The following is a 16,907-nucleotide window of genomic DNA, read 5'->3' on the forward strand; positions in this document are numbered from 1 at the left end:
TGTTAAATCTATCTTTTAATTTTTGACTTTTATATAGCTTGCTGCCACTTGTCAAAAATTTGTTTGATCTGCACAATTACCTCATTAGCTGCTTGTTCTGGAGATAAACCATCTGCAATTATCCGATTGAGAGCTTTGCCCCAAACGTTCTCCTCCAAAACTAGGCTATAAGCTGGGCTCTGAGTACTATAAAATAGGCGTGTTTGACCATGAGTTAATGTTTTAGCAACAGTCGAAATATGCGGATCGGCAGGATTAGTCCAAAAAGGATCTTTCCAAATTGGTTTGAGTACTGGAAAATTCCTACCTCCAGCAGCTTTCAGATAATCTCCCATTATCTCTGGTTGTATTAAATAGGTAAGAAAGTCTTTGGCTATCTTCTGGTTCTGAGACTGAGCAAACAAAACTACTTCTTTAAGAGTGACTAAATGACGCATTGAACTGGCATTAGGTTTGTGAGGAAAAACTATAGTGCCTAGCTTGTTGCGATAAGTATCAGCATCTTCGCGTACAGCGCTAGGAATTGAGAGTGTAGGATTGGGTGTCATAACCACAACACGGTTAAGCAAGTTGCGATTATTGTCTGGATTTAACCATTTCACTGCTTCTGGTGGTACATAATCCTCTTGATAAAATTTGGCATACCAGTCTAGGCTATCGATAATACCTTGACGGACTTTAGGATCGTCAATGCGCAATTGACCTTTAGTGTCTAGAATCTGAACATCGTATGCCTCTAAAATCTGCTCAAACAAGTAGTAAGTATCTGAAGCTCCGATGGAAAAAGGAAAGCCTAGCCCGTAAATCTCCTTTTTTTGCTGTTTTCGCAGATCAACCTGTACTTGTTTCCAGAATTCCCAAAAGCCAACCCAATCTTTAGGAATGTCGCTTTCTTGACGACCAACTTGTTTGATTAAATCCCGCCAGTAAAATATTTGAATAGTTGCTTGGTGAATCGGAATAGCATAGTAGCTCCGCTTTTTATCTACATTGTTATACAAATGAACGGCTTCCAGTACAGCCTTAGAATAAAAACTTTTGACTGGTTCAATTACATCCGAGAGATCTGCTAGTTTGCCAGCCCAAGCAAGACGCGGATTCAACTGCCTTTCAGCTATTAAACTTATCATCAAATCGGGCGGAACACCCGCTCGAAGCGCCCTTTGTGCTTTCTGTGCCAGCTCGTCATCATTATAGAAAGAAAGCTTGATTTTGTTACCAGTTTTTTGCTCCCAGTGCTTCACAAGTTGTTGGAGTGCTTCATCCTCTTCTAAAGTAAAGCCTTTATCCCACCAAATCTTCAACACTATATTGTCATTAGACAATTGGGTGAGTGAGGACGGTTCTAATTTAGAGGTGCTAGTACAGGCAATAATTATGAAGCAGAGTATTAATGCTATTAGCACATCCTTATAAGTTTGCTTAATTCTTCGCAAACTCCTAAGGTTTTGAGCAATTTGACCGATTCTTATTTTGAATAACATAGATATAGAACTCACATTCTATATAAGTAGATACCCTATTTAATGCCTCTTAGCGCTAAACTAACCCAGCGACGCTAATTCCACATCAAACACTTGACAGGGAAAAAGAGTGTATATACACTGATTGTTATGCAAGACCAAAATACTCAGTTAGCTTTATGTAAAAAAGTCGCCGCTACTTGTACCTGCTTTAATCTGCGCAAAGCATCGCGCGTTGTGACGCAAATTTTTGATGAAGTACTACAACCAAGTGGATTGTTAGTGAATCAGTTTACACTTCTCGCTGCTATCAGCATAGTTGGCTCGGCACCAATCACACGCCTTGCACAAGAATTAGTCATGGATCGAACTACACTGACACGCAACCTCAAGCCATTAGAAAGACAGGGATTGATCCAGATAGAGCCTGGTAAAGATCAACGAATGCGGGTTGTAAGTTTAACAGCCGAAGGTAATGCCGCTTTAGAAAACGCACTGCCCTTGTGGGAGGAGGCGCAAACTCTTGTGGTAGAGAAATTAGGACAACAAAGATGGAGCATATTGTTAAAAAGTTTGTCTGATACCGTTTCCACCCTCCAAAAAAGCTAATTTTTTTGCTTGATAAGTGTATACACACTCTTTTTTCTCTATTAGCACTTACGCAAAACCCCTCTAAAATCCTCCTTCCTCAGTGTTCTCCGCGTACTCTGCGGTTTGTTTATTTTCCATAACTCCTGCGTAAGTCCTGTCTATTTCCCTTAAACTTTGTTTTCACAGGATGAATATATATGCCAAAATTCGATCACCATCCGACAGTGAGACGTTTTCGCGAACAAGCACAGAGCAATGATTCCAAGTCTACTTCTGTGATTGATGCTGAGTGGTTACGCAATCTTTGTTTAGGGGCTGGGGCAGATGATGTGGGTTTTGTCGAGATTGAGCGATCGCAGATTGCCAACCAACGCCAGGATATCCTAACTGCCTTTCCTCCGACAAAAACCCTGATTAGCTTCGTGTGTCGGATGAACAGAGAGAATGTTCGCAGCCCGGCGCGTTCTGTTGCCAACGTAGAATTTCACAGTACAGGTGATGAAGTTAATCATGTTGCCCGTGAGATTGTCGCTGCTCTTGAGCAACGGGGTGTACGAGCCTTAAATCCGGCAATGGGTTTCCCGATGGAGATGGATCGCTTCCCCGGTAAAGTCTGGGTAATTTCCCACAAACCTGTGGCGGTGGCAGCAGGCTTAGGACACATGGGAATTCACCGTAACGTCATTCATCCTAAGTTTGGCAACTTCATCTTGTTGGGGACAATTTTAATAGATAAGGAAGTAACCGCATATAACCAACCTATCGACTATAATCCTTGCTTGGAGTGTAAATTATGCGTCACAGCCTGTCCAGTGGGAGCAATTGGTACAGATGGACACTTTAACTTCTCAGCTTGCTACACCCATAATTATCGGGAATTCATGGGAGGATTCACAGATTGGGTAGAAAATATTGCTGAAAGCAATAGTGCTCGAAATTACCGTCAAAAAGCGAGTAGTGCTGAATCAGCATCAATGTGGCAAAGCCTTTCTTTTGGAGCAAACTATAAAGCTGCTTACTGCATGGCTGTTTGCCCGGCAGGAGAAGATGTGATTGGTGCGTTTTTGGCAAATCGTAAAGACTTTATTCAAGAAGTAGTTAAGCCTTTAGAGAATAAAGAGGAAACTATCTATGTTGTTCCTGGTTCTGATGCTGAAGCCCATGTAAAACGTCGGTTTCCTCATAAAAAAGTAAAAAGAATTAGAAATGGATTGCAGCCAAGTTCAATTCGCGGATTCCTGCGTGGTTTACCGCTAACCTTTCAAAGAAACCAATCAGAAGGTTTAGATGCAACTTACCACTTCACATTCACAGGTGCAGAGGAATGCAGGGCAACAGTGATTATCAGAGATAAGAAAATACAGGTTCATGATGGGTATATTGGCAATGCAGATATTCGTATCACTGCTGATAGTGATAATTGGCTTCGCTTTCTAGCCAAGGAGCAAAACATAATCTGGGCATTGCTGCGAAGGAAGATTCGCATTAAAGGTTCACTCCGATTACTTCAAGCTTTCGGCAAGTGCTTTCCATCCTGATCTAAAATTTCTCACCACACCGATAAAGTTGATAGGGAACGCCAACACGATAATGCTGTTTGGCATCTATAGTGCAAATATTAGATTGTGAAAGTAGCACTTGTTGTGGATAATCACGGCGTTTAATTCCTGGAGCAACAACCCATAAATTGAGGTTAGAAGTGGTTAGATTAGACAATTGAGAAAGCTTTGCCCATATAGATTGAAAATCAGGTGATTTTTGGAAAAAAGCAAAATGAGTAGACGAAAATGGGATATGAGATTTGGATACTTTCTCTTTCCCATTCCTGACTGTTTTTAATGCTAAGGCAAAACTCAATCCCAATGCTACATCCTGATAATTTCCATATCCCACCACAACCATCAGTGGTGTAGAGGGGTTTTGGTTCATGGTTTGAGCGACTTGTTCAGGTGTAAATGGTTTGAGAAAAACTAAGTTATAAATCACAAAAATGCAACTGATAAAACTTACAAAAAAAACAGTAAATTTTAATTTTACTTTTTTAATTATTATGAGGCTGGCAGCAACAAGAGAGCAGAAGCTGGGATAGTAAACAAAACTATAGCGAGGAATAGCTGTAATATCTTTTTCTAAAAAATAGGCAATAGCAAAAAATTCTAATAAAATTACAACGAAAAAACTTAAAAGTGTAAGTGTAGCTAAATGAGTTGTCGATTTACACCATAGTTGCTTTAATCCTTGCCAAACTTGCCACCCCAGCCAAATTCCAAAACAAAGCATGGATACTCCTGATAGGATAGCGATCGCAAGAGGTTGTCTTTCAACAGGTAGAGCAATTACCATTAGTATCCAGTTCAGCAAGGTTTGATAGAAAGGGGCAATGTGATTTGGAGGATAGAGCCAATTAGTTTCAGGACGATGATAATCTCTTAATATCACTGGCAACCAGGGCAAAAAGCTCAGTGTAACTGTACTAATAGATAAAATTGTTGCTAACCAAACTTGCAATTGATTTGTAATATTTGTCCTATACAGGCACAATAAAACTAATAATATTCCAAATTCTGCAATTAAAGCAAGAATAAAAAAGTAGTGGACATAAAGACCAATAATATTAATAATTGTCCAACTTAACCAAATCCAAAATCTAATTTGTTGACGTTGAAAAATATCTAATTGAATTTGTATTAAACCCAGTAATGACAAAGTGATTAATAGCATGGGTAAAGTGTAGTGCCTTGCTTCTTGGGAAAGGTAAACAGTAAAAGGCGAGACTGCCATTAACATTGCTGCTGTTAATCCAGCCGCTTTAGAAAAAGCAAGACGATTGAGACAATAAATAGCCGCGATCGCACCCACACCAAACAGAGCAGGTAGCGATCGCAATTTAAAGATCCAATTCTCTCCTAGAGGAGCGAACAAACCTAGCCAACTGTACATCCAGCAAAAAAACAACGGCGGATGAGTAGACTGATTAGCAAGATTTTGAGCTATTTGAGCACAACTTTTGCCTGGTTGATAAATAAAAATCTCCTGTAATTTTTCTATAGGCAAGACTACGTCTAAAGGCAAGTCATGGTAATTTTTACCCAAGCTGAAGATGGCAGTAATAATTTCATCCATCCACAGAGGTTTTAAGTCCAAATTGTAAAAGCGCAGGATGATACCGAGGGCGATGACTCCGGTTAAACCTAAATAATGTAGATAAAAACTGTGATTTATCATTTGTCAGTAGAAGCGGTTTTAATCAGATATCTTATCGCTTCACTAAATAACAAAACAACATTTTCTTGCTTTCTTGGTTTAACGATTCCCGCATCTCGTCTCAACACCAAATTTGGATTTAGTACATAAATTCGCTGGCAATGTGCCAAGTGCTAGTCATAAATTCTCACTTTTGATACTTTCATAAATACTAGATAGTAATTTTTCAAACACAATTGCTTTAAATTCTTCATTGTTCATCACTTGCATAAAGATTTTTTCATTACCTTCCATGCGTTCGATAAATAGATTTTCAATATGCTTTTCTAGAACTGGGGCAAAGTTTTCTTTTGTATTGACTTGAGCGGCTTGTTTGATGGAGTCATTAGCGATCGCTGTTTTGGTAATTTGCTCGAAAAACAGTTGATCGGCTGGAGTGAAGTTAGTACCAAAACGTTCGTTCAGGGAGTCAATCAGCGCGGATAAGGGGACTTCTTTATCTAGCTGCCGAGTTCCGAGTGCGATCACACCTCGTAATGGTCGCTATAGCCTTTTTGTTTAATATTATTGATCGAAGGCGAGTTTGTATTTAACGGCGTGTTCGCGGAAACGGGTGACAACCATTGCTTTGGCTCTTTCCCCAATTTTGTGGTGGGTATGGTTGCGGAAATGTTCAATGATGATTTCAACTTTTTGGGCGATGTTGTGGGGGTGGAGTTCGAAAAATCGGGCGATCGCCTTGGCTGCTTGGCGACGGGGTAAGTCAGGGTTATCTTCTGAGATACGGACAAGTTCGTAATAGCGTTCGTAGCAGGTGTAATTTGCCAAAACGTCTTTAATATAGCCTTCCTCAATCGCTTGGCGCATCGTGTAGAGATGGAAAGGGACTTTACCATTCTCCCCTGCTTCATCAAATACAAGTAGAGTTTTGTGTTTGGGGGTAGCGCTAAAGGCAAAATAACTGAGCTTTGGTTGTTTGGTGCGGGTGAGTTGTTCTTTGAGGAGTTGTTGTTTAGCCTCATCAGTGAGATCGTCTTCCTCAAGTTCATCTTCTAGGAGTTGGGCGGCGATCGCTGATTCGATACCATCTTTATTGAGAATTTTGCGGAGTTCTGTGGCGGTTTCTCCGGTTTGGGAGCCGTGGGCTTCATCAACGATGACGGCAAAGCGTTTATCTTTGGTGGTAATGTCTATGGTTTTACCTTTTTTCGCTAAAGTCTCAATGGCTTTAGTAATGAAAGGGAATTTTTGAATTGTTTATAGGCTTTATTGAGTGCTTTACGGGCTGTTCCATCTGGACTCAGGGCAGCACTAATTAAAATATTTGTGTCAATAACAATTAGCTTATGATTCATCGACGAGTAATTCTTCTAAGATATCTTCTGTTAATCCTTTGGCTTGAGCATTTCTGCTGATTCTGTCAAAAACCCTCGGTAAATCTTCATCTTTATTTGCAGGGTGTTTTTTTATTTCTTGAATGAGTTGTTCTTGTTCTTGCGCTGTAAGTTGTAGGACAAGATTAATAATTTGCTCGAAGGTTAAGGGGAGTTGATAGGTTTTTTGATTCATGGTGGTTTCTGTGCTTAGGGAATGGGGACTTAGTGCATCTTGATTTCAACTACGACAATATTAAAGATTAGAGTTATCTTGCTGGTCTAACCAATTTATGAGATCTTCTAAACATTGGAAATCAAAAATTGCATCTGCTAGGTTTTCTAATTGTTCTGAAGATAAATCATTAATACGGTTTTCCAAAGTAGAATCAATATTATTAAAACGCCGTTTTACTAGCTTTTTAATAATTTTTTGTTCTCCTTGTTCAATTCCCTTTTGCATCCAACTGGTGACAATTTCCATGATTTCTTCCTCTTCAACTAAGTTGGCTTGTTTTAGTTCAGTTTCAAGTTCTTGTTCTTCTGTGGCGTTTAATCTGAGATAAGTATCAATAAAGCCGGAAATTAATTCTATTTTAGCAGGATTTAACTGTAGTGTTACTAACATCCTTAAGCATTCTAGTTTCACTCGGACTCTTTCTTCTGGTTTAAAGTCCATTTTTGCCATTAATGCGGCAGCCACCGGGTTTGGTTGATTTAAAAAATTGCGCCAATTCAGGTTATTTAGTTGGATGGAAAAGTAATTAAATTCTAGTATTTTCCTGTTAGGGAACTTAACTATATATTGACTTTTTTCGGGGCGTTTTGGTTCGTTGTAGGAGAAGATAACTATAGGAAAGATTGGCAATAAATATTTAGCATCTAAACGAGCGAAGTAATGAAACATCCGCCGTTCAAATTCTTTTTGATTATATGCTTGATTTTCTAAATGTATGAGAAAATAACTGTCTTCTCCTCTCAATTTTACTTGTGCTAATAAGTCTATTCTTCTTTTATCTCCAGTGGTAACATCAGTAAATACTTCTTCTGTTAAAAAGGTAAGGCTGTCTTGGGCAACATACTCTAAGACTTCTGGTAAAAATAGTTCTATAAATTCCCAAAAGAAGGTTTGGATTAATTCTTTAAAGAGTCTGTCGTGATCTATCATTGACGAGTATGATAGAAATTTTATTAAGTGATTCTTTTATAGTAAATAGGTAAAAATTTTTACAATTTTCTGAATTGGCAAACTGGTTTAACTCAATGTATTAAGACAAGTGGCTTTAGTTAAGTTTCCGTCTACGGTGACAAGAGTAAGTTCGTAATGAATTGCGGTTGCTGCAATAAAACGATCTGCGGGATCTTGATGTACTAAATCTAATTGACGGCTTAAAATCGCAATGTCATTGGATAAGGGGGCTTCTTTTGTATCTAGTTGCTGTAGACTATTTTGAATCCATTGTTCTGGAGTTGGCTTTAGGATTAAGTCTTCCTTTTTCAGTAAGTAAGAGGGTTTCCCAAATGCTGATAGGACTTAGCCACAGTTCATTTATTTCGTCAGAGATCACTTTTTGTAGATTTTCTGAAAGGTGGAGATCGCCGAGAAGATACCAAATCCAGATATGGGTATCTAGTAAAAGTTTCATAATAGTACATCCCAAGTAACTAGATTTGAAGTAGGCTCGACAATATCTCCTGTAATTTTACCGCTATCTTTCATCGCTCCGAAGGCAGCTCTTTTGTTTTTCTTGATGGGGGAAATGATGGCGAAGGGGATACCATTTTGGATGATGGTGAGAGTTTCGCCTGTTTTTTGGGCTTGGTTAATTAGGTTTTGGACGGTTTCGGGAAGTTCTACAAGGGTAATTTGTTTCATGGTGGTTTCTGGGGTTAGGGGATAGGGAATTGTCGCACATCTATTTTACCTGTGACGGCGTTGGTGATGAGGGCGGTGCGATATTCTTTTAATAGTTCTATGGCTTCTTTAATTTTGGCTTTTTGTTGGTCAATATTTTGAAGTTCTTTTTCTAAAAATTTAGTTATCTTTACTTGTTCATCTAGAGGAGGAATAACTGTAAATAAATTGCTTATTCTTTCAATATTTAGATTTAACTGTGTATTTAAAACAGCCGTTGACAAAAATTGCTTCTTCATAGAACTAAAAAGATAGTAAAGAAAAAATATTTCTGTCATCTTTGATGGGAGAAAACCAACAATACTATCAGGAAAACAAGCATTAAAGGTTAAAATTGCCATATCTCCTATATTTGCGGCATAAGAAATTTGCTGATTTAAAATTAATTCTGTCTGCTCCACTTTTTAACGTAATTCCTCCAAAGTCTGCGAATCATCAAAAATAGAAATCCCCCATCTATTCATCATTTCAATCATTTCTAAACGAGAAATACCAAGGATTTTTGCTGCCCTGCCACTGGTAATTTCTCCTACCTCCAATAAAGCCATTACATACCCTTCCTTAGCTTTTTTTAAAGCTTTTTCTCGAATCTCATCCGAAAGCTGAATACTTTCCAACTCTTCATCTGAAATTGTTAAAGCCATTGCTAAAATCTCCCGACTCTACATTTTTATTTTAGTTCTTAAACCACTTCCCCCAACATCGCCATAATGTCCGCCTCCAAAGATTTAATATCATTTTTAGTAGGTTCTAGAACAGAATCTAAACGACGCAAGACAATTAGAGGCAACATCACCCGTCGGTACTGGGGTGGACGGTAAGGGCCTCTAAGTTTATCAGCAATGCTCCAGATAAAACCGACTAACTCTTGATTATTAGAATTTTCTGTATTTGTCAACATAGGAATTTTAAGTAACGAATTTAGTAGATTAATTTATTTACCAAAGAGTTATACCATTTCACTTTTTGAGTGATTCATATTCAACCCCTCCCAACCTCCCCTTAGTAAGGGGAGGTTGGGAGGGGTACATCCATATCAGCCTTTTCGTGAAATAGTATTAGCAACTATTTTTTACCTATACACAACCTTCTTGCCGAATCAAAGCTTGTTCTACTAAACTACGTGCGAATGCAAGAAGTCCAATAAAATCCACACGCCAGGTGCTTTAACGGGGGAACCCGCAAGGGCGCACTGGCTCCCCTACTAACCACTTTCTTATCTAAAATCTAAAATCTTATAAGACGCTACTTTTAAATATCCAGTAAATATCCAGTGCCTCAAGAACCTACCCTCAAAGAATCTCTTCCATCTGATTTGTCTTCCCTAAGGGAGACAGCTATATTAAATATTCGCAACAGCCTGCGTCCCGGACAACAACAAATGGCTGATTGGTACTCTGGGCAATTGGCTGTTTCTGCGGTTCCTGGTGCTGGTAAATCTACAGGGATGGCAGCAGCAGCAGCAATTGCGATCGCTCGTCAATATCAGCGTTCTGCTTTGGGCTTGTCTGAACGACGACGGCAATTGATAGTTGTTACCTTTACTCGCTCTGCCGCCGCTAATATTAAAGCCAAAATCCGCAAAAACCTCAAGGAATTATCTTTACCGCCCAGTGGGTTTGTTGTTTATACGTTGCACGGTTTGGCGTTGAATATTGCCAGTCGCCATCCCGATTTATCTGGCTTGCAGTTAGAAAATGTGACATTAATTACTCCTACCCAAGGTCATCGCTTCATTCGTACTGCTGTAGAACAATGGATTGCTAGGCATCCAGAGCGTTATTCTCGCTTGATTGAAGGTATACAATTTGACGGCGAAGAAACAGAAAGATTGCGTCGCCAATCAGTACTGCGAACAGAAATCTTGCCGGATTTGGCAACTACGGTAATTCATGAGGCAAAAAGTTCTGGGTTGTTGCCGGAAGATTTGCTGCGGTTAAGCGAACAAACCACAGATGAGTATGGAATTTTAAGAGTTGCGGCGGGACTGTATGAACAATATCAAAACTTGATGCGATCGCGTGACTTTATTGACTACGATGACATGATTTTAGCTGCGCTGCGGGTACTAGAAAACGAAAGCGCTCGCAGAATTGAGCAAAATCAAGTTTTCGCCGTTTTTGAAGACGAAGCCCAAGACTCCAGCCCGCTACAAACCAAGCTATTAGAAATTCTTGCTACCGATGCCAACAACCCTAATCAACCACCAAACCTAATCCGCGTCGGCGATCCCAACCAAGCGATTAACTCTACCTTCACCCCAGCCGATCCGATTTATTTCCGTCAATTCTGTGAAGACTGCAACATTCAAAACAGACTGGCAACAATGGATCAAGCCGGGCGCAGTAGCAAAATTATCATCGACGCTGCCAACTTTGTTTTGGAGTGGGTGAATAGCTTTTATGGAAACGCAAAAGGACAGGGGGAATTAGGAGGACAAGGGGAGGACAGTCGTGTGCGGAGGTTCCCTCCGTTGAGCGAACTGTCCGTTGACAAGGAGAGGGGACACGGGGAAAAACTGCCCCCTCTTACCGCCTCCCCCTTCCGTCCCCAGAAAATCCGCCTCGTTGACTCCGATGATCCTCAAACCGATGCTAATCCCCAACCAGTAGGACGAGGACTGGAAATATACACTCCGCGTGATATTAATCACACCGTCGAGTTGCTTTCCCAAAGAGTTGTTCAGTTATTTGCCCAAGACGCAACAAGTATTAGCGCGGCTATTTTAGTGCGAGAAAATCGCCAAGGCAGATGGTTGGCAGAAGCACTGACACCTATTTGCAAAGAGCATAAAATTACACTTTATGATGTAGGTGAACGCGATCGCCATTCCCACGTACCAGAAGAAATTTTGATATTACTGCAATTTTGCGATCGCCCTCATTCTCCCGACTATCTCAAAGCAGTTCTAGAAGTCTTCGTCGAACGGCAATTAATTCCCACTCAAGATCTTAACGCCCTTGCCTCTGTACCAGAAGACTTTTTGTATCCCGGCCCTTTGTCTGCGCCCCAGCCAGAACCAGCCCAAAAAGCTGCACGTTTGTGTCGAAGTTTACTTCGCGCTCGCTTGGAGTTGCCTTTGTATCAGTTAATTCCTTTCCTTGCCTTAACGCTAAATTACGACCAAGCAGAACTAGCAACAGCTGACAAACTTGCAGAAAGAGTTAACCAGCAAATAGCTGGCAATACCTCAATGGGGACAATGTTGGGTGTCTTAAGTGAAATAGTTAGTTCCGAACGCTTTGAGCCTGTAGAAACAGAAGATTTAGAAGCTCGATATACGCGTCGCGGTCAGCTTACTATTATCACCATGCACAAAGCCAAAGGGCTAGACTGGGATTACGTATTTCTCCCCTTCTTACATGAAAACTTGATACCTGGTAGATTTTGGGTTCCTCCCCAAAGCCAATTTTTGGGCAGCTTTACCTTATCAGAAGTTGCCCGCGCCCAAATTCGCGCCAACCTCCATGGACAAGCAACTTTACCAGATATAACCCAAGCTTGGGAACAAGCAAAATACCTGAAAACTGCCGAGGAATATCGGTTACTTTACGTTGCAATGACACGGGCAAAGCGTTTGTTGTGGATGTCTGCCGCCCAGAAAGCACCGTTCACTTGGAGTAAACCAGAGAATTTACAATCTTCAGCACCTTGCCCTGTTTTTCCAGCATTGAAGCGTCAGTTTCCTGGAAGTGTGCAGTAGTTGTCTACATGATAAACAAGCTCGGCTCCACATGAAAAAACTCTCCTAGCTTTCGCGCTTGTTCTGGAGTTATCTTTTGTTATCCGTTTAAAATATGATTAACCACATTCTCTGACCCTAAAACTACCTGTAAATCTTCTCTATTTCTGTCAGATTGTTCTAAAAGAAACAAGATCATAGAGTGAGGATTAATCTGCTCATCAGGCTGATAATATTCTTGTTCAAATTTTTCAATTAAAGTAATTAATAATTGATATAGTTCATTTTATTCAGGAGTGCGTTCCCGGTGCATTAAATCTTCTATAATGGCTAAAGCTTGTTGATTTTCAGCTTCAGTTCTGATAATTTTAGGAAGATAAGCAATTAATAATTCTTTATATTTTTCTGGATTAAAAGTAAGGGTTATTTTTCCATTCTTATTTACCTCTCAAAGTAAGGCTAGTTCCACTTTGCGGAATTAAAATATAAAACTTATGTTAATAAAAAAAGCGCCGTGCTTTCTCCATTACAGCTTTTATATATTCACTCTTAGCCTCAGTATAAGCCTCACGATCTGTACGGAAACACGCCGCCAAATCTCTTTTTAGAGCTTCGTAGCGTTTCGCCTCATCCGAATGTATTCGTAAATAGTCACGAAATAACTTGCGCTGCCAAAATTCCCCATACGCCTCAACGATGTGAACATGATGAGTACGTTGTTTACCATATGGCGGCATTCCTTTTACAAAAAACATCCTTGCTAGACAAGGATTGTCCCGCCAATAGACATATCCCAGTGCTTCCATTAAAGGAATGACTGCTTTTGCATCTGCAAGAGTTTGCACTCCGATCATGATATCAATGATTGGTTTTGCAGCTAGTCCTGGCACTGCTGTGCTACCGATATGTTCAATTTCGACAACCAAATCATCACCCAGCGCCTGCTGAAGACGCGCTGCCTCTTGTGCGAACATAGCTTGCCAGCGCGGCTCGTATTCAACAATGTCGATTTCGTCAGACATCTTGTTTTCCCCAAGGTGCGATAAATCCCCAATCCAGATAAAAAACGTAGTAATATATTAGATTGTGTCGTTTTACAATCCATCCATGCCTAAACTTAAAACTCGTAAAGCGGCGGCAAAGCGATTCCGCGCTACCGGCAGCGGCAAAATCGTGCGTCGTAAAGCTTTCAAAAACCACCTGCTCGAACACAAAACCTCTAATAAAAAGCGCAAGCTTTCCAAAATGGCAGTTGTTAACGAGCGCGATGAAGAAAATGTACGCTTGATGCTCCCTTATTTGTAAATTTGTTTAGGAATTAATTAAGCTATGACAAGGGTAAAACGCGGTAACGTTGCTCGCAAACGCCGCAAAAAGATTCTCAAACTCGCTAAAGGTTTTCGCGGTTCTCACTCATCTCTGTTTAGAACTGCCAACCAACAAGTAATGAAAGCGCTGCGGAATGCTTATCGCGATCGCAAAAAACGCAAGCGTGACTTCCGCCGCCTTTGGATCACCCGTATCAATGCTGCTGTTCGCCAACATGGTATGAGTTACAGCCAATTCATCGGCAATCTCAAGAAAGCCAACATCCAACTTAATCGTAAAATGTTGGCTCAAATGGCAGTTCTCGATCCAAGTGGTTTCAGCAAAGTTGCTGAATTGGCAAGCCAAGCTAAATCATAAAGAAGGATAAAGGTAGAAGGAGCGAGCATTGCAATGCACGCACAACGCCTACAGATGGTGGAGACACGAGGAATACATCCTGTCTCTACCTCTATACAAACAAAGCCTGCTTTTACGAGCTATCATTAGTCTTTGTATTGCGGACTCAGTTTGTATTGCCGCGATATTCCATCGCTTGGTGTTTGAAAAATGCGATGTACCCGCAATAGGATACTTGTTTTTCTGCTTACTTTTGCCTTTTGCCTTTTACCTTTTAATGTTTCCAGTACTGCCGCAGAACTGTCAGAAATTCAGCGGCGGGGCTATTTAACTGTTGCTGTTAAAGATAATTTGCCTCCACTGGGATTTAGAGATGCGGGCGGTAATCTACAAGGTTTAGAAATTGATTTAGCAAAAGCCTTGGCAAGTGATTTGCTCGGCAAGCCCAATGCTGTGAAATTGCAGCCTGTAGCAAATCGCGATCGCCTCTCAAAAGTATTAGACAATAAAGTTGACATTGCCATCGCTAGAGTTACCGCTACAGAGTCACGCGCTCGCTTAGTGAGTTTCAGTCTGCCTTATTACTTTGATGGAACCAGATTAATCACAAAAGATAGCTCTGTACAGCGATTAAGTAACTTGGCAAAGCAAAAGATTGCTGTTCTCGAACACTCCAGCACGATCGCCACAATCAGGTACTATGTGCCACAAGCAGAATTAGTGGGTGTGAAGTCTTATCACCAGGCGCGATCGCTCTTAGAAAGTAATGGAGCAATTGCTTTTGCTGCCGATGGTAGCGTCTTGAGTGGTTGGGTGCAACAATATCCTCAATATCGGCTGCTCTCTACCAAATTATCAACCGAACCCTTATCTGTAGTTATGCCCAAGGGATTGCAGTACGATCCACTGCGACGAGAGATAAATAGCGCGATCGCTCGTTATTTAGAAGCAGGTTGGCTTCAGCAACGCGCTCAATATTGGGGTTTGCCATCGTCAGAGTTAAAAATTACGTCTGATGTGAATCAAAATGGCAAGCAAAAATCATATTATAGAAATCGACCACAGATGGACACAGATAAACACAGATAATTTATCCGTGTGCATCTGTGTTTATCGGTGTTCGTTATCATCTAAAAATTGGATTTCGCAATCAATCGATTCTTTGCTGCGACTCAAGGTGAGTTCGGCTAATTCACATTAGACGCACATTAGGAGTTAGTAGAGCAGCCAGTGTGTTGCGAGGATTTCCCCTATGAATTCACAAAAAGTTGCGATTATTACGGCTGCAAGTCGGAGCATCGGAGCAGGTTGTGCGCGAGAGTTAGCTGTACGGGGCTACAAGGTTTCACTCTTGGCACGAAGTGAAAGTGTATTTGAGTTAGCTTCAGAGTTAGGCGGTATAGCTACTCAGGGTTCCATTACAAATTTCCAAGATTTGCAGCAATTAGTAGAGACAACACTAGCAAAATTCGGTCGCATTGATGCAGTAGTAAATAGTTTTGGAGATCCACCCCGCCCAGATTTACTGTCAATTTCCGATGAAATGTGGATAGAGAATTTTGAAATGCTGTTCTTGAGCGTTGTTCGGATCGCAAGGCTGGTTACAGAACCAATGCGCCAACAAGGGGGCGGGGTGATTGTTAATATCTCTGCATCTGATTCTCATGAGCCAGCATTAGGAACACCATTTAGTGGCACACTCCGCGCTGCGATGGAAGGATTTACAAAACTATATGCCAAGCGTTACAAAGCCGATAGAATTCGGATGATTTCTGTGGCTCCCTTCTTTGTGGCAGACAGCCTCGAAGAACTTGAAGGATGGAATGTGCCAACCGACATGATGTTTAATCGCCCTGCAACCTATGCTGAGTTTGCTAAAATAGTTGCTTTTTTGATTTCTGACGATGCGAAATTCATTACGGGTACAACTCTCAAAGTTGATGAGGCATATTCAGCAGGTATTTAGCTCTATAGAAAAATCGAATATATATGAAGCAAAGTGAAGCTGTGCTTAGAGAAACAGTTGTGAAGCACTCCAAGCAATCTCGTGAACATTACCTGATAATAATATAGAGAAGAGATTTTTAATAAAGGCAATGGATAGTAATTTAGCGGTTATTTATCTCTCAATTTTGGTGGGTTTGCTCTTATTCACCTTTATCAATGTTTTTCGTCAGATTTTCAAAACTCGCAAGCTAGAAAGCTCTTTTTCAAAGTTGCGAAAAAAACTGACAAAAGAACAGGGTACGGCTCAAGAGTATTACGAATTGGGTAGTATCTATACTGAAAAAAAAGTTTACTCTCAGGCTATAACCCTTTTTCAAAAAGCTCTCAAAGCTGCGGAAGAAGAGGGAGAAGAAAATATCGCTGCCATTTACAATGGGCTGGGTTACGCTTACTTTGCTCAAGAACAGTATGATTTAGCAATTCGTAATTACAAAGAAGCACTGAAAGCCAAACCTGATTATGTAACAGCACTGAATAATATTGCTCATGCCTACGAGAAGAAAAAATTAAACGTTCAGGCATTGCAAAGTTACGAAGAAGCACTTAAATACGATCCAAAAAACTCCACAGCCAAACGTCGGGCTGAATCTTTGCGTCGCTTGGTGTCTGCATAAACTTAGAACCCCTCCCGCAACCAAAGGAGTGCTTAGGGATGGGGTTTTTTCTATTTCTTCTTATCCTCCAGGTTCCCAGCTTTTTGCAGTACAGGAATGCATTGGTTAATCATCCAGATCAAGACTTCGATGGGGGTATCTCCTTGTTGAATGCGGTTTTCGGCTTTGATACCGATAAGCAGGATTTTCAGGACTAGTAATAAACTGATAATTTTACGATTATATAGGCTGCGATCGCTTTGTAATTTTTTCATTTCTTAACCTCGTTTCTAGCTTCAAACCGAGGTTAAGGTTGGGACTTATGAACAAGTAATTTTCCCAAACATTCCAGAAAAGCCCCATAGAATAGATTTAAGTGTGCTTGGGAAAGATGTTTCCTTTGGGACAATTTGA

23 protein-coding genes are annotated in these 16,907 nt (G+C 40.5%); 9 read left to right on the forward strand and 14 right to left on the reverse strand.

Translation table 11 applies throughout. From position 1 onward, the window contains the following. Positions 1-29: 29 nt before the first annotated feature. A complete protein-coding gene (locus tag QUB80_RS02290) occupies positions 30-1,484 on the reverse strand; it encodes a sugar ABC transporter substrate-binding protein (RefSeq protein WP_289787865.1) in 1,455 nt (484 codons plus the stop codon). A gap of 129 nt (positions 1,485-1,613) precedes the next feature. Between QUB80_RS02290 and QUB80_RS02295 the strand changes: the two genes are divergently transcribed. Next, positions 1,614-2,072, forward strand: coding sequence for a MarR family winged helix-turn-helix transcriptional regulator (locus QUB80_RS02295; RefSeq protein ID WP_289787866.1), 459 nt, complete (start codon positions 1,614-1,616; stop codon positions 2,070-2,072). A 179-nt stretch (positions 2,073-2,251) separates the two neighbouring features. Further along, positions 2,252-3,592, forward strand: a complete 1,341-nt coding sequence (locus tag QUB80_RS02300) for an SCP2 sterol-binding domain-containing protein (RefSeq protein ID WP_289787867.1) — start codon at positions 2,252-2,254, stop codon at positions 3,590-3,592. A gap of 1 nt (position 3,593) precedes the next feature. Here the strand turns inward: QUB80_RS02300 and QUB80_RS02305 are convergent, their stop codons facing one another. The 3 genes from QUB80_RS02305 to QUB80_RS02315 all read right to left on the reverse strand — a co-directional run bounded on the left by QUB80_RS02305 (position 3,594) and on the right by QUB80_RS02315 (position 6,125). Next, entirely contained in the window at positions 3,594-5,279 is a 1,686-nt protein-coding gene (locus QUB80_RS02305) for a glycosyltransferase family 39 protein (RefSeq protein WP_289787868.1), read from the reverse strand. A 156-nt stretch (positions 5,280-5,435) separates the two neighbouring features. Beyond that, positions 5,436-5,786 carry a type I restriction endonuclease subunit R gene (locus QUB80_RS02310; RefSeq protein ID WP_289787869.1) on the reverse strand — a complete coding sequence of 117 codons (351 nt, stop codon included), beginning with the start codon at positions 5,784-5,786 and terminating at the stop codon, positions 5,436-5,438. Positions 5,787-5,822: 36 nt separating this feature from the next. After that, positions 5,823-6,125, reverse strand: a complete 303-nt coding sequence (locus QUB80_RS02315) for a hypothetical protein (RefSeq protein WP_289787870.1) — start codon at positions 6,123-6,125, stop codon at positions 5,823-5,825. Positions 6,126-6,282: 157 nt separating this feature from the next. On the opposite strand from QUB80_RS02315, the gene QUB80_RS02320 reads away from it, so the two are divergent. After that, the gene (locus QUB80_RS02320; protein ID WP_289787871.1) at positions 6,283-6,510 is read left to right on the forward strand and encodes a hypothetical protein; all 228 of its coding nucleotides are present in this window, start codon (positions 6,283-6,285) and stop codon (positions 6,508-6,510) included. Between the two features lie 92 nt (positions 6,511-6,602). Here the strand turns inward: QUB80_RS02320 and QUB80_RS02325 are convergent, their stop codons facing one another. The 8 genes from QUB80_RS02325 to QUB80_RS02350 form a co-directional block, all read right to left on the reverse strand. Continuing rightward, positions 6,603-6,827, reverse strand: a complete 225-nt coding sequence (locus QUB80_RS02325; RefSeq protein ID WP_289787872.1) for a hypothetical protein — start codon at positions 6,825-6,827, stop codon at positions 6,603-6,605. 60 nt (positions 6,828-6,887) lie between these two features. After that, positions 6,888-7,799 (reverse strand): DUF4351 domain-containing protein, encoded by a 912-nt coding sequence (locus QUB80_RS02330; RefSeq protein ID WP_289787873.1) that lies wholly within the window; start codon positions 7,797-7,799, stop codon positions 6,888-6,890. 87 nt (positions 7,800-7,886) lie between these two features. Next, positions 7,887-8,132 carry a PIN domain-containing protein gene (locus QUB80_RS34890; RefSeq protein ID WP_336622305.1) on the reverse strand — a complete coding sequence of 82 codons (246 nt, stop codon included), beginning with the start codon at positions 8,130-8,132 and terminating at the stop codon, positions 7,887-7,889. After that, entirely contained in the window at positions 8,077-8,277 is a 201-nt protein-coding gene (locus tag QUB80_RS34895) for a type II toxin-antitoxin system VapC family toxin (protein ID WP_336622304.1), read from the reverse strand. The genes QUB80_RS34890 and QUB80_RS34895 overlap by 56 nt, the downstream gene beginning before the upstream one ends. Next, on the reverse strand, positions 8,274-8,507 hold the full coding sequence (locus tag QUB80_RS02335) for a type II toxin-antitoxin system Phd/YefM family antitoxin (protein ID WP_289787874.1): 234 nt from the start codon (positions 8,505-8,507) through the stop codon (positions 8,274-8,276). Before QUB80_RS02335 ends, QUB80_RS34895 begins: the two co-directional genes overlap by 4 nt. A gap of 14 nt (positions 8,508-8,521) precedes the next feature. Further along, positions 8,522-8,947, reverse strand: coding sequence for a restriction endonuclease subunit S (locus tag QUB80_RS02340; RefSeq protein WP_289787875.1), 426 nt, complete (start codon positions 8,945-8,947; stop codon positions 8,522-8,524). A gap of 3 nt (positions 8,948-8,950) precedes the next feature. Next, a complete protein-coding gene (locus QUB80_RS02345) occupies positions 8,951-9,190 on the reverse strand; it encodes a UPF0175 family protein (protein ID WP_289787876.1) in 240 nt (79 codons plus the stop codon). A 38-nt stretch (positions 9,191-9,228) separates the two neighbouring features. Next, complete coding sequence (locus QUB80_RS02350; protein ID WP_289787877.1) at positions 9,229-9,447, reverse strand: type I restriction-modification system subunit M N-terminal domain-containing protein; 219 nt, start codon at positions 9,445-9,447, stop codon at positions 9,229-9,231. A 372-nt stretch (positions 9,448-9,819) separates the two neighbouring features. Between QUB80_RS02350 and QUB80_RS02355 the strand changes: the two genes are divergently transcribed. Continuing rightward, positions 9,820-12,249: an ATP-dependent helicase gene (locus tag QUB80_RS02355; protein ID WP_289787878.1), complete on the forward strand. Its 2,430-nt coding sequence runs from the start codon at positions 9,820-9,822 to the stop codon at positions 12,247-12,249. Between the two features lie 476 nt (positions 12,250-12,725). Here QUB80_RS02355 and QUB80_RS02360 read toward each other — a convergent pair whose 3' ends face one another. Continuing rightward, positions 12,726-13,250 (reverse strand): GrpB family protein, encoded by a 525-nt coding sequence (locus QUB80_RS02360; protein WP_289787879.1) that lies wholly within the window; start codon positions 13,248-13,250, stop codon positions 12,726-12,728. An 85-nt stretch (positions 13,251-13,335) separates the two neighbouring features. Between QUB80_RS02360 and rpmI the strand changes: the two genes are divergently transcribed. The 5 genes from rpmI (at position 13,336) to QUB80_RS02385 (ending at position 16,514) form a co-directional block, all read left to right on the forward strand. Further along, entirely contained in the window at positions 13,336-13,533 is a 198-nt protein-coding gene (rpmI, locus tag QUB80_RS02365; RefSeq protein WP_016878795.1) for a 50S ribosomal protein L35, read from the forward strand. Positions 13,534-13,557: 24 nt separating this feature from the next. Continuing rightward, positions 13,558-13,914, forward strand: a complete 357-nt coding sequence (gene rplT, locus QUB80_RS02370) for a 50S ribosomal protein L20 (RefSeq protein WP_289787880.1) — start codon at positions 13,558-13,560, stop codon at positions 13,912-13,914. A 189-nt stretch (positions 13,915-14,103) separates the two neighbouring features. Next, positions 14,104-14,982 carry a transporter substrate-binding domain-containing protein gene (locus QUB80_RS02375; RefSeq protein WP_289787881.1) on the forward strand — a complete coding sequence of 293 codons (879 nt, stop codon included), beginning with the start codon at positions 14,104-14,106 and terminating at the stop codon, positions 14,980-14,982. A 163-nt stretch (positions 14,983-15,145) separates the two neighbouring features. Further along, positions 15,146-15,859 (forward strand): SDR family oxidoreductase, encoded by a 714-nt coding sequence (locus QUB80_RS02380; protein ID WP_289787882.1) that lies wholly within the window; start codon positions 15,146-15,148, stop codon positions 15,857-15,859. 130 nt (positions 15,860-15,989) lie between these two features. Continuing rightward, complete coding sequence (locus tag QUB80_RS02385) at positions 15,990-16,514, forward strand: tetratricopeptide repeat protein (RefSeq protein WP_289787883.1); 525 nt, start codon at positions 15,990-15,992, stop codon at positions 16,512-16,514. Positions 16,515-16,564: 50 nt separating this feature from the next. Here QUB80_RS02385 and QUB80_RS02390 read toward each other — a convergent pair whose 3' ends face one another. Next, entirely contained in the window at positions 16,565-16,768 is a 204-nt protein-coding gene (locus QUB80_RS02390; RefSeq protein ID WP_289787884.1) for a hypothetical protein, read from the reverse strand. Positions 16,769-16,907 lie beyond the last annotated feature (139 nt).

Source organism: Chlorogloeopsis sp. ULAP01, from assembly GCF_030381805.1.
In the GTDB taxonomy this organism is placed as follows: domain Bacteria; phylum Cyanobacteriota; class Cyanobacteriia; order Cyanobacteriales; family Nostocaceae; genus Chlorogloeopsis.

What these genes read in the sequence shown, in the direction of transcription:
- QUB80_RS02290 (WP_289787865.1), bottom strand. Translation starts at nt 1,484, where the DNA reads ATGTTATTCAAAATAAGAATCGGTCAAATTGCTCAAAACCTTAGGAGT.
- QUB80_RS02295 (WP_289787866.1), top strand. Translation starts at nt 1,614, where the DNA reads ATGCAAGACCAAAATACTCAGTTAGCTTTATGTAAAAAAGTCGCCGCT.
- QUB80_RS02300 (WP_289787867.1), top strand. Translation starts at nt 2,252, where the DNA reads ATGCCAAAATTCGATCACCATCCGACAGTGAGACGTTTTCGCGAACAA.
- QUB80_RS02305 (WP_289787868.1), bottom strand. Translation starts at nt 5,279, where the DNA reads ATGATAAATCACAGTTTTTATCTACATTATTTAGGTTTAACCGGAGTC.
- QUB80_RS02315 (WP_289787870.1), bottom strand. Translation starts at nt 6,125, where the DNA reads ATGCGCCAAGCGATTGAGGAAGGCTATATTAAAGACGTTTTGGCAAAT.
- QUB80_RS02325 (WP_289787872.1), bottom strand. Translation starts at nt 6,827, where the DNA reads ATGAATCAAAAAACCTATCAACTCCCCTTAACCTTCGAGCAAATTATT.
- QUB80_RS02330 (WP_289787873.1), bottom strand. Translation starts at nt 7,799, where the DNA reads ATGATAGATCACGACAGACTCTTTAAAGAATTAATCCAAACCTTCTTT.
- QUB80_RS34895 (WP_336622304.1), bottom strand. Translation starts at nt 8,277, where the DNA reads ATGAAACTTTTACTAGATACCCATATCTGGATTTGGTATCTTCTCGGC.
- QUB80_RS02335 (WP_289787874.1), bottom strand. Translation starts at nt 8,507, where the DNA reads ATGAAACAAATTACCCTTGTAGAACTTCCCGAAACCGTCCAAAACCTA.
- QUB80_RS02345 (WP_289787876.1), bottom strand. Translation starts at nt 9,190, where the DNA reads ATGGCTTTAACAATTTCAGATGAAGAGTTGGAAAGTATTCAGCTTTCG.
- QUB80_RS02350 (WP_289787877.1), bottom strand. Translation starts at nt 9,447, where the DNA reads ATGTTGACAAATACAGAAAATTCTAATAATCAAGAGTTAGTCGGTTTT.
- QUB80_RS02360 (WP_289787879.1), bottom strand. Translation starts at nt 13,250, where the DNA reads ATGTCTGACGAAATCGACATTGTTGAATACGAGCCGCGCTGGCAAGCT.
- rpmI (WP_016878795.1), top strand. Translation starts at nt 13,336, where the DNA reads ATGCCTAAACTTAAAACTCGTAAAGCGGCGGCAAAGCGATTCCGCGCT.
- rplT (WP_289787880.1), top strand. Translation starts at nt 13,558, where the DNA reads ATGACAAGGGTAAAACGCGGTAACGTTGCTCGCAAACGCCGCAAAAAG.
- QUB80_RS02375 (WP_289787881.1), top strand. Translation starts at nt 14,104, where the DNA reads ATGCGATGTACCCGCAATAGGATACTTGTTTTTCTGCTTACTTTTGCC.
- QUB80_RS02380 (WP_289787882.1), top strand. Translation starts at nt 15,146, where the DNA reads ATGAATTCACAAAAAGTTGCGATTATTACGGCTGCAAGTCGGAGCATC.
- QUB80_RS02385 (WP_289787883.1), top strand. Translation starts at nt 15,990, where the DNA reads ATGGATAGTAATTTAGCGGTTATTTATCTCTCAATTTTGGTGGGTTTG.
- QUB80_RS02390 (WP_289787884.1), bottom strand. Translation starts at nt 16,768, where the DNA reads ATGAAAAAATTACAAAGCGATCGCAGCCTATATAATCGTAAAATTATC.